Source organism: Methylobacterium sp. R2-1 (assembly GCF_014191355.1).
In the GTDB taxonomy this organism is placed as follows: Bacteria; Pseudomonadota; Alphaproteobacteria; order Rhizobiales; family Beijerinckiaceae; genus Methylobacterium.
Genome location: NZ_JACHWM010000008.1, coordinates 115,887 through 127,737, shown reverse-complemented (window position 1 = coordinate 127,737; position 11,851 = coordinate 115,887). Strand labels below are relative to the sequence as shown.

Below are 11,851 nucleotides of genomic sequence, written 5' to 3'. Positions count from 1 at the left end.
AGCGCGGTATCGGCGCCGACCGGGGGGAATGTCAACGCGCGGCGCGGACCGCCTTGGCGACTGCCCCGTTCCCCTCGTCGAGATCCGGGGCGTCGATGTGGCGATAGCGGGCCTGGATCAGGCCGAAGGTGCCAAAGGCGAAGTGGCCGGCGGCGACGATGGCGAGCAGCACCCAGCCGTAGGGCTGCGCCCTCAGCGCCGAGAAGGCGCCAGAGAGACCCGTGGCGTCGGAGGAGGCTTGCGTCCAGGCGGCCGTGAGGACGAAGCCGCCGATCATCAGGAAGACGAGCCCTCGCGCCGCGTAGCCGAACCGGCCGAGCCGGTCGATCCAGGCCTCGGAGCCGGCGGGAAGAGAGAGCCGTTCGGTGACGTTGCCCTTCCAGGCCTTGGCGGCATAGCCGATCCCGGCGGCGACGATGCCGAGCCCGACGATCCCGACGAGCCAAGGGCCGAGGGGCTGGCCGAGCAGCCACTTGGTCCAGTCCCGCACCCCGTCGCCGCCGGCCGAGGCGCGGCCGATGCCGAAGGCGAGGCGGGCCGCGGTGAGGCTGAGGCCGGCATAGATCAAGGCGCTGATCAGGTGGGCGCCGCGCACGGCCAATGCTTTTGCCGAATGCCCACGCCGGTCCGCGTCGGTCGCACCTTCGAAGAGGCGCCACAGCGCGAAGCCCGCGAGGCCCAGAGCGATCAGTCCGACGATGACGACGCCGAACGGACCGCCGAGCACGGCCCGGATCGCGCTCTTGCTGTCGCCGGCCGAGCCGCCCTGCCCGAGGGCGGCGAGCACGGCGAGCGCCCCCACGACGCAATAGACGAAGCCGCGCGCCCCGTAGCCGAAGCGAGCGAGGTGCTCCAACGCGTTGTCGTTCCGACTCCAAGCAATCCCGGTTCAGTCGCGCTCACGGTCGGGCTTGCCGGCCAGCGCCACGTAAAAGCCGAGCCCATCGCCCGCGGGCAGCGTCTGGAGCCGCTCGATCCAGCCGCGGCGCTTGGCATCGAGGAGTTGGCGCCCGATCGGCTGGAATAGGGTCTCGCCCCCGCCCTCCGGCGGCGGATCGAGGCGGATCGCCACGGTCTTGCCTTTGGCGAAGCGGCTGCGCTCCAGCATCTCAGTCAGCGAGGCTTCCGCGGTCGGGCGGTTGGCCCCGCGCAGATCGAGCACCGATTCCGCGTCGGTCACCCCGAGAGAGCCGCGCAGCTTGTTGGCGTAGAAGTCTTCGAAATGGGGCAAGGCCGGTCCCGCGCGGGTTCGTCGTCTAGAAGGCGATGTCGTCGTAGATCTCGGCAACGGCCAAGCGGCCGCCGAGTTCGGGCAGCTCGATCGCGCCGTCGAGGCCGCGGGCCTCGAACGCCCAGCCGCCATCGGGCGCGCGACGCCACACTTCAACTCGCGGCTCGTCCTGATAGACGATCAGGAAAGCTTTGAGCGAGACGATGTTGCGATAGAAGTCGGTCTTGCGGCCGCGATCCCGGCTCATGGTCAAGGGCGAGAGCACTTCTGCCACGAGGACGGAATCGCGGGCATAGCCGTCCTTCAGCATCGGGCCGCAGCGCACCGCCACGTCGGGGATCGGTGCAAAGGTGTCCATGGCGTCGCTCAGCACGGCGATGCCGGGAATCGCGCGGCAGCCGCGGTCGCGGACTATGTCGGAGAGCTTTCGGGATAGGTTCAGCACGATCTGCTGGTGCCGCTCGCTCTGCGGCGCCAGCAGCACCGGCTCGCCGTCGATCAGCTCCCATCGCTCCTCGTCGGGACGATCGGCGACCCAGGCCTGATACTCCGCCACCCGCATGCCGGGGTCGCGCCGAAAGGCGAGCGCCATCGAGGGGCCTCCGAATTCGGAGGCGATGCTAGCACCGCCCCGGAGCCAAGCAAGCGGTGTGCGGCGCGGGGTCAGAAGGTGAGACGCGCATAGATCTCCGCCACGGACAGCGTGCCGCCGAGTTCGAGGGCAGGTCGATGACGGCGCCGGGGCCGGCGAACTGAACCGTCCAGTCCGGGCTACGGCGCCAGATCTCCACCCGCGCTTCGTCCTGATGCACGAGCAGGAGGACGGCGTGAGAGGGGATAGTCTGATAGAACTCCGTCTTGCGGCCGCGGTCGAGCACGAGGGTCGAGGGGGAGAGGACTTCCACGACGAGCAGGGGATCGCTCGTGTAGCCGTCTTCCGGCGGCTCGCCGCATCGCACCACCACGTCGGGGATCGGCGCGTAATCGTCCATGGGCTCGCTCAGGATCGCGAGGCCGGGATAGCCGCCGCAGCCCCGGCGCTCGGCGAGGTCGTCGAGATATTTGACGAGGTTGGTGACGATGCGCTGATGCCGACCCTTGGCGGGCGACATCATCACCGGGACGCCGTCGATCAACTCCCAGCGCTCGTCGTCCGGCCGGGTTGCAACCCAAGCCCGATACTCGGTGACCCGCTGGGCTAGCACGGCCATCGATCAGCCTCCGGTACGAAGACTTGGACGGTAACAAAAAAGGGCCGCCCGGACAGGGCGGCCCTTTTCGCTTAGGTGCGCGCGGCTTCAACCGTGGACGAGCACGTTAGCCGTGGACGAGCACGTTGCGGAACTGCCAGGGGTCGCTCGGGTCGATGTCCTCCGGGAACAGGCCCGGACGGTCGGTGAGCGGGGTCCAGTCGGTGTAGACGCCCACCACCGGGCCGAGATACGGCCTCTGCACTTCCAGGCAGCGGCGGAAGTCGATCTCGTCGGCCTCCACGATGCCCGCCTCCGGGTTCTCCAGCGCCCAGACCATGCCGGCCAGCACCGCCGAGGTCACCTGAAGGCCGGTCGCGTTCTGGTAGGGGGCGACGCGCCGCGTCTCCTCGATCGAGAGCTGCGAGCCGTACCAGTAGGCGTTCTTCTTGTGGCCGTAGAGGAGCACGCCGAGTTCGTCGATGCCGTCGACGATCTCATCCTCCTCGAGGATGTGCTGCCGCTCCTGCACCTTGCCGGCATTGCCCCACATCTCATGCAGCGAGAGCACCGCGTCGTTGGCCGGATGGTAGGCGTAGTGGCAGGTCGGGCGGTAGACCGCCTCCTCGCCCTCGCGCACCGTGTAGTAGTCGGCGATCGAGACCGCCTCGTTGTGGGTCACGAGGAAGCCGAACTGCGCACCGGCCGTCGGAACCCAGGTGCGCACGCGGGTGTCGGCGCCGGGCTGGAGCAGGAAGATCGCGCAGCGCGAGCCTTTGGTCTGCTCCTCGGCATTGGCCGGCTTCCAGGTCTCGTGGGTGCCCCAGCCGAGCTCGGCCGGCTGGTTGCCCTCGGAGACGAAGCCCTCGACCGACCAGGTGTTGACGAACACGCCCATGGGCTTGGGGTGTTTGGCGCGCTGAGTGTCGCGCTCGGCGATGTGGACGCCTTTGACGCCGAGCTCGCGCATCAGCGCGGCCCACTCCTCGCGGGTCTTCGGCTCGGGCGTGGTCGAGCCGGTATCCTTGGCGATGTTCAGGAGCGCCTGCTTGACGAACCACGAGACCATGCCGGGATTGGCCCCGCAGCAGGACACAGCGGTCGGACCGCCGGGCGCAGCGCGGCGGGCGGCGAGGATGTTTTCGCGCAGCGCGTAGTTGGTGCGGTCGGCTTGGCTCAGGTCCTTGTCGAAGTAGAAGCCGGCCCAGGGCTCGGCCACCGTGTCGATGTAGAGCGCGCCGAGTTCGCGGCAGAGTTCGAGGATGTCGCGCGAGGAGGTGTCGACCGACAGGTTCACGCAGAAGCCCTGGCCGCCGCCCTCGGTGAGGAGGGGCGTGAGGACGTCGCGGTAGTTCTCCTTGGTGAGCGCCACCTTCTCGAAGCGCAGGCCATGCTTGTCGGCGAGATCCTTATGGGTGTCGACGGGATCGATGACCGTGAAGCGGCTCTTGTCGTACTCGAAATGCCGCTCGATCAGGGGCAGGGTTCCCCGCCCGATCGAACCGAAGCCGATCATCACGATCGGGCCGGTGATGCGGCCGTGCACGGGCCACTCCTTCTGCGGACCATCGGACATGGCGCGGACACTCCTTCTCAGGGCTTGCGCTCGAAACGCGAGCGGCGTGCTTTGATGCTTGGAAATGACGAGCGGATGACGGTTCGGCGCCCTTGGGTCAACCGGCGCAGTCACGCGAAGATTGCGGAATCATGAAGGTCTCAGCTTTCAGCTATGCGGCCAGCGCAGAACTGAGGCCGAGATGCGTTGAAGCCAGCTGCAGTGGAAAGGCCTATATTGCAGTGCAACAAGAGGGAGACGCTTCAAGGGCTGACAGTACGCACAAGGGATCCGAGCCATGCTGACCGTCCTCACTGCACCGACCCTCCATCCGGAAGTCGAAACGATCGACCGCGATCCGGGCATCATCACGCTCCTGTCCGCGCTCGTTCGCGCCGGCCGCACAGCCGCCGGCCAAGCCCGCGCCTTTCACGAGAGCGCCAGTCGTCTGTCCTTCTCCGCGACCGCTTGGCCCTATCAGCGCTGAGGCCGCGGAGCCGGTGTTTCCAATCGCCTGCCGGACGAGGCGCAGCGAACCGGCCGGAATCCGCTGCCGTTCGGGAGCGATGGCAGAGATCCCGGTCCACACTCAATCGAATGAGGTGAGGCGGACACCGCGGTCCGCCATCGTCTCAGGCGGCGCGTCGTCGCGCAGCCACGGCGGCGGCCTCGGCCGCGATCTCCGGCAGCACCTCGAATGCGCCGGTCGCCCGCAGCACGCCCTCCGCCCCCGCCAGCGCGCCGGCCTTCAATTCCAAGCCGAGGAAGCGCTCACGCTCGAACGGGCCGGGCATATAGAGGGCGTCAGCCTTCGCCTGCTCGAAGCCGAAGCGGGCGTAATACGGCGCATCGCCCACCAGCAGCACGGCGCCGTGTCCACACTCGGTCGCCTTGGCGAGGACTTCGCGCATCAGCAAGCCGCCGAGACCGACGCCCTGAACCACCTGATCGACGGCGAGCGGGCCGAGCAGCAGGGCCGGACGGCCGCACCCGGTCTCGACATCCCACAGCCGCACGGTGCCGACGAGCGTTTCACCCTGCACGGCCGAGAGGGCGAGGCCGCGCGCCGGCAGGCGTCCTTCGCGCAGGCGCTGCGAGGTCTTCAGGAAGCGGCCCGGCCCGAAGCAGGCGTCGAGCAGGTGCTCGCGGGCCACCGCGTCGGAGGCGATTTCATCGCGGATCTGGATCACGGCCGTACCCTCCCAGGTCGCTGACAAGCGGGAAGAAACAGCCCTCGCACCCGCTTGGTCAGCGGGCCGTCCGGGACATATCGACGGCGCGTCTCGTGAGACGCGCGGCTCTTCTGACGGAAAAGGCGTGAACGAAGCCTGACCGGTGCCGGCCCCGCAGCAGAAAGCGGGGACCGCGCGGGATCAGATCACGATCTGCTCGAGCGGCGGGAAGCCGTTGAAGGCGACTGCGGCGTAGGTCGTGGTGTAGGCGCCCGCGCCCTCGATCCACACCTTGTCGCCGATCGAGAGGGAGACCGGCAGCGGGTAGTGGTTCTTCTCGTAGAGCACGTCGACCGAGTCGCAGGTCGGCCCGGCGACGACGCAGGGCGCCATGCGATCCTCGTCGTGGTCGGTGCGGATCGCGTAGCGGATCGACTCGTCCATGGTCTCGGCGAGACCGCCGAACTTGCCGATGTCGAGATAGACCCAGCGCACCTCGTCCTCGGCCTCCGACTTCTTGGAGACGAGCACGACCTCGGCCTCGATCATGCCGGCATTGCCGACCATGCCGCGGCCCGGCTCGATGATCGTCTCCGGGATCCGGTTGCCGAAATGCTTGGTGAGCGCGCGGAAGATCGCGTCGCCGTAGCTCTCCACGCCCGGCACCTGCTTGAGGTACTTGGTCGGGAAGCCGCCGCCGAGATTGACCATCGACAGGCCGATGCCGCGCAGTGCGCATTCCCGGAAGATCTCGGAGGCCGAGGCGAGCGCCCCGTCCCAGGCTTCGGTGTTGGCCTGCTGCGAGCCGACGTGGAACGAGACGCCGTAGGCGTGCAGGCCATGCCGATGAGCGTGCTCCAGCACGTTCACCGCCATCTCCGGCTCGCAGCCGAATTTTCGCGAGAGCGGCCAGTCGGCGCCGGCGCCGTCACACAGGATGCGGCAGAACACCTGCACGTCACCGGTCTCGATGTCGGCCTGCGTCGTCGCGGAAACAATCTTCTCGACCTCGGCCTGGCAATCGACGGCGAAGAGGCGGATGCCGAGCTTGAGCGCGCGGACGACGTCGCGCTCCTTCTTGATGGTGTTTCCGAAGGAGATCCGGTCGGCGGTGGCGCCGGCGGCGAGCGCCATCTCGATCTCGGCGACGGAGGCCGTGTCGAAGCAGGAACCCATCTCGGCGAGAAGGCGCAGCACTTCCGCCGCCGGGTTCGCCTTGACGGCGTAGAACACGCGGGTGTCGGGGAGCGCGCGGGCGAACGCCGTATAGTTGTCACGCACGACATCGAGGTCGAGCACCATCACCGGACCCTCGTCCCGGCCGAGGTCACGGCGCGCGCGCAGGTAATCGCGGATGCGATCGGTCATTGGTCGTCCCCACCACAGGTTCGAGGCGCCATCGTCGGGCGCGAGATCGAATCAAGACGGCCCGGGAACGAGCCGTCGGCGTCAGGGGGCGATGCGTCGCTACCGCTTCGCGCTTTGGAGACGCGAACCGGTCAGCGGGCGCAGAGCACCCGGAAGCTGCCGTGGATTGGATGGGGAAACCCCAACCGCACGCCGGGCAAGGATAAACAAGCCTCTTCGGTGTCGGCCTTTGGAGGAGCCGACGAGACCAAAAAAGCCCGTTCGTCGTTGCTTTAAGCTGCGTCCCCCGTGGAGAGCGGGGTTCGCCGGTTTCGCCTCCGGCTGCCGGTTGTTGTTGGAGTCTGGTGTCGCCACCCGGATGCCGGCCGTAGGGATCCACCCTTTACGACCATCGATCCTTTAAGACCCCTGGCGGCTGTCCGGCAGTTGACCGGATGCCCACCAACCGACACGCGGCCACAGGCACGTGCGAAATTGGGCAGGCACGATATACGGCCGAGTGCCCCTGACCACAAGGGAAAAAGGCCGGTTCCGCTCTGGATTTCGGGGATGGACGGGCGAAGAGCAGGATTGTGGCGCGAAAGACGCAGTGACCTCTCGCGCCAACCCGGACGGCCCCTTCCCAAGCCCGACCGAAGCAGCCATTGAACCGTGGCATTTCGGGATGGGGTCATGATCCGCGCCAAAGGCCATCACGCCACCAAGGGCCATGCCGATGGAACGACACCTATGAGCGCGCCTTCGCGCCGGGTTGTCATGTCAGGGCTGGCCGCCGCGGGGCTCGCCGCTTCCCTGCCGGCGGCCGCCGACGACAAGGCGAATGGCCTTCCCTACAATGAGCGCCTTCCCTTCGGGCCCGGTGCGGTCGAAAGCTGGGCACAGGCACTTGCTGCGCAGCCCTTCGATGGAAGCTTCCCGCCGCTGCCGGCACCGCTCGCGGGCCTCGATTACGATGCCTATCGTGACATCCGCTTCCGGAAGGAGCGTGCCTTCCTCGGCGAGGCCGGCGGGCCGTTCCGGCTCCAACTGTTCCACCGCGGCTTTCTCTATCCGCGGCCCGTCGCGGTGAGCCTCGTGCGCGACGGCGTCAGCACGCCGATCGCCTACGATCCGGCTCTGTTCGATTTCGGCAGGACGCGGATTGAGGGGACGCTGCCGAGCGACCTGAACTTTGCCGGCATCCGGATCCACGCGCCGCTCAACCGGCCCGACCGCCTGGACGAGCTCATCGTCTTCGTCGGCGCCAGCTATTTCCGCTTCCTCGGACAGGATCAGCTCTACGGCCTCTCGGCCCGTGCCCTCGCGATCGGCACGGACTCTGACAAGGAGGAGTTTCCCTTCTTCCGTGCCTTCTTCATCGAGGTGCCGCCCGCGGAAGCCAAGGCCCTGACGATCCATGCCTTGCTCGACAGCCCCTCCGTCGCCGGTGCCTACCGCTTCACGGTCGAGCCGGGCCGAAACACGACGGTGCGGGTGAGCGCCACGCTCTATCCCCGGCAGGACTTGTCCTCCGTCGGCATCGCGCCGCTGACCTCAATGTTCTTCATCAGCGAGACCGACCGCGGCCACAGCGACGATTACCGGCCGGAACTCCACGACTCGGATGGCCTGCAGCTCGCCACGGGCTCCGGCGAATGGCTGTGGCGGCCGCTCGACAATCCGCACGGCCGGCAGATCTCGACCTTCCTTGATCGCGAGCCGAAAGGCTTCGGGCTGATGCAGCGCGACCGCCACTTTGCCAGCTACCAGGATCTGGAAGCCGGCTACGAACGGCGCCCCGGCTATTTCGTCGAGCCGGAGGGTTCCTGGGGCGAGGGCAGTGTCGTGCTGATGGAGCTGCCGACCGACAACGAGACCGCTGACAATATCGTCGCCTTCTGGCGCCCGAAGCAGCCCTATCCGGTGGGTCGGCCGGTGCGGCTCGCCTATCGGCTTCGCGCGCTCGCCGGCGAGGATCTCCACCCGAACGGCAAGGTGGTGAACACCTTCGTCGCCGAACCCGCCGCCAGCGGCGCTGCCCGCCGGGCCGCGGACGCGGTCGCCTTGCGCAGCCGGCGCTTCCTGATCGACTTCGGCGGCGGGGAGTTGGACAAGCGTCTCGGCGATCCGGCGCCGCCCGAAGTCGTGGCCAGCGCGAGCAGCGGTCGGATCGCCGCGACCTCGATCGTGCCGAATTCCCATATCGGCGGCTTTCGCGTCGCCCTCGACGTGCGGCTCGACGGGCCGAGTACCACCGAGTTGCGGGTCTATCTGAGGAAGGGCGACCAGGCGCTGACCGAGACGTGGTCTTATCCTTGGAGCGTGGCGTGAGCACCCGGAGTAAGCGCGTCGCTGCCCGCTTGCCCGTAGAGATCCGGCCGGCCCGTCTCGCCGACCTCGACGCGCTTGTGGCGCTCGAACACACTGCCTTCACCACTGATCGCGCCGAGCGGCGGGCGATCCGCCACGCGATCCGCTCGATCAGCATGACCCTTCTGGTCGCGACCGTGCGGGAACCGGTGGAGGGCGGCGAGGCCGAAATCCTCGTCGGTGCCGCCACGATGGAACGGCGGCGCACCAGCCGCGTCGCCCGGCTCTCCTCGCTCGCCGTGGCGCCCGCTCGCGCCGGGCTCGGGCTCGGTCGCCAGCTCTTGCAGGCGGCGGAGCTTGATGCCCGCGCCCATGGCTGTCAGCGGCTGCGCCTCGAAGTTCGGGCGGACAACGGCAGCGGCATCCGCCTCTATGAGCGGGGCAGCTATGCGCGCACCGGGACGAAGCCGGACTATTACGAGGATGGCATGGAGGCGTGGTGCTACGAGAAGGTGCTTACCGAGAGGTAAAGTCTAGAGGCACCTTGGTTTGTGCGCCGCGTCGCAGGTGCGACAGCGCACTGGCGAACCGGCCGGTCGGATACAAGGTTCAGCCCATCCGAAGGCCGCTTTCGCGCTGACCACGCAGCGCTCCCGAGAGCCGCCCCCTCCAGACAGAGTCTCGAATGCCCTCACTTTTCGACCCGATTACGCTCGGCGCGTTGAAGCTGCCGAACCGCATCCTCATGGCCCCGCTGACCCGCGCCCGCGCCACGCGGACCCATGTCCCGACGCCGATCATGGCCGAGTACTACGCCCAGCGCGCCGATGCCGGCCTCATCATCTCCGAGGCCACCGGTATCAGCCAGGAGGGACTCGGCTGGCCCTACGCACCCGGGATCTGGTCCGACGAGCAGACTGAAGCCTGGAAGCCGGTGGTGAAGGCCGTGCACGACGCGGGCGGCCGCATCGTCTGCCAACTCTGGCACATGGGCTACCTCGTCCATTCCGACTTCCTCGGCGGCGAGCCGCCGGTCGCCCCCTCGGTCGCCACGGCGCCGGACGAGGCGCACACCTACACGGGCAAGAAGCCCTACAGCCAGGCGCGGGCGCTGCGTGAGGAGGAGATTCCGCGGCTCATCGCCGATTACGAGCGGGCCGCGCGCAACGCCGTCGCGGCGGGTTTCGACGGCGTGCAGATCCATGCGGCGAACGGCTACCTGCTCGACGAGTTCATCCGCGACGGCAGCAACAAGCGCAGCGACCGCTACGGCGGTTCGGTCGAGAACCGGGTGCGGCTGGTGACCAAGGTGGCGCAGGCCGTGGCCGGCGTCGTCGGCGCGGATCGCACCGGCATCCGCTTCTCGCCCAACGGCCCGATCCAGGGCGTGGACGATTCGAACCCGCACGAGGTCTTCGGGCTTGCCGCCGAGATGATGGAGCGCGTCGGCCTCGCCTTCATCGAGATGCGCGAGCCCGGTCCGGACGGCACCTTCGGCAAGGCGACGGTGGCGCCGGTGGCCCCCGTCATCAAGCAGCGCTTCGGCGGTCCGGTCATCCTCAACTGCGACTACGACGCCGAGCGCGCCAAGGAAGCGGTCGCCTCGGGCGAGGCCGATGCCATCGCCTTCGGTCGGCCCTACATCGCGAACCCGGACCTGGTCGAGCGCATCGCCAAGGGTCTGCCATTCGCCAAGGACGACATGAAGACCTGGTACAGCCAGGGGCCGGAAGGCTACGTCGATTACCCGACGCTGTCGCAGAAGGCGGCGTAAGGCCGAGCCGGCCCTCTCGGGCCGCTCGCACGATCGTCACGGAAGGCGGCCTCGCGGGAGCGGGGCCGCCTTCGTCCGTCCGGAGGCTTGATCCCGTGAGCGTCACAGCATCGGGGGGCTCCGCAGCGGCCCCCAACCGCCTTATCGCCTTCGACTTCGACGGGACGCTCGCCGACACCTTCCGCTGGTTCTGCGACAACCTCAACGAGGTAGCCGCCCGCTACCGCTTCCGCCGGGTCGAGGCGGATGAGACCGAACGGCTACGCGGTCTGGGTGCGCGGGCGATCCTGAAGGATCTCGGCATTCCCGCCTGGAAGGTGCCCCTGATCGCCCGCCACATGCGCGCGCTGGCGACCCGCGATGCCGGGCAGGTGCGGCTGTTTCCCGGTGTGCCGGAAATGCTGGCGGATCTCGACGCGGCGGGATTTCGGCTCGCCGTCGTCAGCTCGAACAGCGAGGCGAATGTCCGGCGGGCGCTTCGCGCATCGGCCGGGCTGATCCGCCACTACGATTGCGGCGCCTCGCTCTTCGGCAAGGCCCGCCATCTGCGCGCGGTCGCGCGGGCTGCCGGCGTCGAACCGGCTGCGATGTTGGCGGTGGGCGATGAGCTTCGGGACGCTGAAGCGGCGGCGCAGGCCGGTTGCGCCTTCGCCGCGGTGGCCTGGGGCTATAACAGCCCCGAGGCTCTAGCCGGCGCGAGGCCGGTCCACCTATTTGCCGAACCGGGCGAGGTCGCGCCGGCCCTCGCGGGTTCGAACGGACGCTCTTACTGCCCCGTGCGGGCGCCGGGCACGACCGAGGCGCCCGCGCCGCTGCCGAACGGCTCGTAGCGGGTCAGGCCGCGGAAGAGTTGGCTGATGAAGGCGCGGTCGGCGCCGCTGGCTGGCGTCGTGCGCTCGATGAAGTCGAACACGCGGCCGTCCTGCAGGCCGTAGAGCGCAACGCGCTCAACCTTCATACCCTGGTTGAAGTAGACCGCCGTGACCTTCTGGTCCTCGACCTGCTCACCCAGGAACATCACCGTGCGGCGGGTGTTCTGGCTGATGTAGTACCAGGACTTGTTGCCGACCGTGGAGACGGTGGACGGAGTGCCGAGGATCTGCAGAACCTGCTCGGCGCCCATACCCGGCTTCACCGTGGCCAGAGCGGCCTGATCAATCTGATAGCCGTGGCGGATATCCTCGCCGATGCAGCCTGATACGCCGACCGCGACGGCGCCGAGAACGGCCGCGCGGGCAAGCGACGAGACGAGACGGCGCGACATCGGCCCCC

The 11,851-nt window shown here is 68.4% G+C and carries 12 protein-coding genes and 1 pseudogene; 5 read left to right on the top strand and 8 right to left on the bottom strand.

Translation table 11 applies throughout. The features are described 5' to 3' along the window. Positions 1-31: 31 nt before the first annotated feature. The 5 genes and pseudogenes from FHU13_RS13115 to FHU13_RS13095 form a co-directional block, all read right to left on the bottom strand. Entirely contained in the window at positions 32-883 is an 852-nt protein-coding gene (locus FHU13_RS13115; RefSeq protein ID WP_183436420.1) for a DUF1206 domain-containing protein, read from the bottom strand. Between the two features lie 6 nt (positions 884-889). After that, complete coding sequence (locus FHU13_RS13110; RefSeq protein WP_183436317.1) at positions 890-1,231, bottom strand: hypothetical protein; 342 nt, start codon at positions 1,229-1,231, stop codon at positions 890-892. 25 nt (positions 1,232-1,256) lie between these two features. After that, positions 1,257-1,823 (bottom strand): Uma2 family endonuclease, encoded by a 567-nt coding sequence (locus tag FHU13_RS13105; RefSeq protein WP_183436316.1) that lies wholly within the window; start codon positions 1,821-1,823, stop codon positions 1,257-1,259. A 71-nt stretch (positions 1,824-1,894) separates the two neighbouring features. Beyond that, positions 1,895-2,442: pseudogene (locus FHU13_RS13100) on the bottom strand (Uma2 family endonuclease). A 106-nt stretch (positions 2,443-2,548) separates the two neighbouring features. Beyond that, positions 2,549-3,997, bottom strand: coding sequence for a homospermidine synthase (locus tag FHU13_RS13095; RefSeq protein ID WP_183436315.1), 1,449 nt, complete (start codon positions 3,995-3,997; stop codon positions 2,549-2,551). A gap of 277 nt (positions 3,998-4,274) precedes the next feature. Here FHU13_RS13095 and FHU13_RS13090 point away from each other — a divergent pair, with 277 nt between their 5' ends. Further along, positions 4,275-4,463, top strand: a complete 189-nt coding sequence (locus tag FHU13_RS13090; protein ID WP_183436314.1) for a hypothetical protein — start codon at positions 4,275-4,277, stop codon at positions 4,461-4,463. A gap of 145 nt (positions 4,464-4,608) precedes the next feature. Here the strand turns inward: FHU13_RS13090 and FHU13_RS13085 are convergent, their stop codons facing one another. Beyond that, positions 4,609-5,166: a GNAT family N-acetyltransferase gene (locus FHU13_RS13085; protein ID WP_183436313.1), complete on the bottom strand. Its 558-nt coding sequence runs from the start codon at positions 5,164-5,166 to the stop codon at positions 4,609-4,611. A 183-nt stretch (positions 5,167-5,349) separates the two neighbouring features. Then, positions 5,350-6,516 (bottom strand): type III PLP-dependent enzyme, encoded by a 1,167-nt coding sequence (locus FHU13_RS13080; protein WP_183436312.1) that lies wholly within the window; start codon positions 6,514-6,516, stop codon positions 5,350-5,352. A gap of 672 nt (positions 6,517-7,188) precedes the next feature. Between FHU13_RS13080 and FHU13_RS13075 the strand changes: the two genes are divergently transcribed. The 4 genes from FHU13_RS13075 (at position 7,189) to FHU13_RS13060 (ending at position 11,409) form a co-directional block, all read left to right on the top strand. Beyond that, entirely contained in the window at positions 7,189-8,826 is a 1,638-nt protein-coding gene (locus FHU13_RS13075) for a glucan biosynthesis protein G (protein WP_183436311.1), read from the top strand. Further along, positions 8,823-9,335: a GNAT family N-acetyltransferase gene (locus FHU13_RS13070; RefSeq protein ID WP_183436310.1), complete on the top strand. Its 513-nt coding sequence runs from the start codon at positions 8,823-8,825 to the stop codon at positions 9,333-9,335. The genes FHU13_RS13075 and FHU13_RS13070 overlap by 4 nt, the downstream gene beginning before the upstream one ends. A gap of 155 nt (positions 9,336-9,490) precedes the next feature. Next, entirely contained in the window at positions 9,491-10,579 is a 1,089-nt protein-coding gene (locus FHU13_RS13065; protein WP_183436309.1) for an alkene reductase, read from the top strand. Positions 10,580-10,674: 95 nt separating this feature from the next. Further along, entirely contained in the window at positions 10,675-11,409 is a 735-nt protein-coding gene (locus FHU13_RS13060) for an HAD hydrolase-like protein (protein WP_183436308.1), read from the top strand. On the opposite strand, the gene FHU13_RS13055 is transcribed toward FHU13_RS13060, so the two are convergent. Further along, the gene (locus FHU13_RS13055) at positions 11,346-11,843 is read right to left on the bottom strand and encodes an outer membrane protein assembly factor BamE (RefSeq protein WP_183436307.1); all 498 of its coding nucleotides are present in this window, start codon (positions 11,841-11,843) and stop codon (positions 11,346-11,348) included. The two genes, FHU13_RS13060 and FHU13_RS13055, sit on opposite strands and share 64 nt — an antisense overlap. Positions 11,844-11,851: the final 8 nt, after the last annotated feature.

What these genes read in the sequence shown, in the direction of transcription:
- FHU13_RS13065 (WP_183436309.1), top strand. Translation starts at nt 9,491, where the DNA reads ATGCCCTCACTTTTCGACCCGATTACGCTCGGCGCGTTGAAGCTGCCG.
- FHU13_RS13090 (WP_183436314.1), top strand. Translation starts at nt 4,275, where the DNA reads ATGCTGACCGTCCTCACTGCACCGACCCTCCATCCGGAAGTCGAAACG.
- FHU13_RS13095 (WP_183436315.1), bottom strand. Translation starts at nt 3,997, where the DNA reads ATGTCCGATGGTCCGCAGAAGGAGTGGCCCGTGCACGGCCGCATCACC.
- FHU13_RS13075 (WP_183436311.1), top strand. Translation starts at nt 7,189, where the DNA reads ATGATCCGCGCCAAAGGCCATCACGCCACCAAGGGCCATGCCGATGGA.
- FHU13_RS13055 (WP_183436307.1), bottom strand. Translation starts at nt 11,843, where the DNA reads ATGTCGCGCCGTCTCGTCTCGTCGCTTGCCCGCGCGGCCGTTCTCGGC.
- FHU13_RS13105 (WP_183436316.1), bottom strand. Translation starts at nt 1,823, where the DNA reads ATGGCGCTCGCCTTTCGGCGCGACCCCGGCATGCGGGTGGCGGAGTAT.
- FHU13_RS13080 (WP_183436312.1), bottom strand. Translation starts at nt 6,516, where the DNA reads ATGACCGATCGCATCCGCGATTACCTGCGCGCGCGCCGTGACCTCGGC.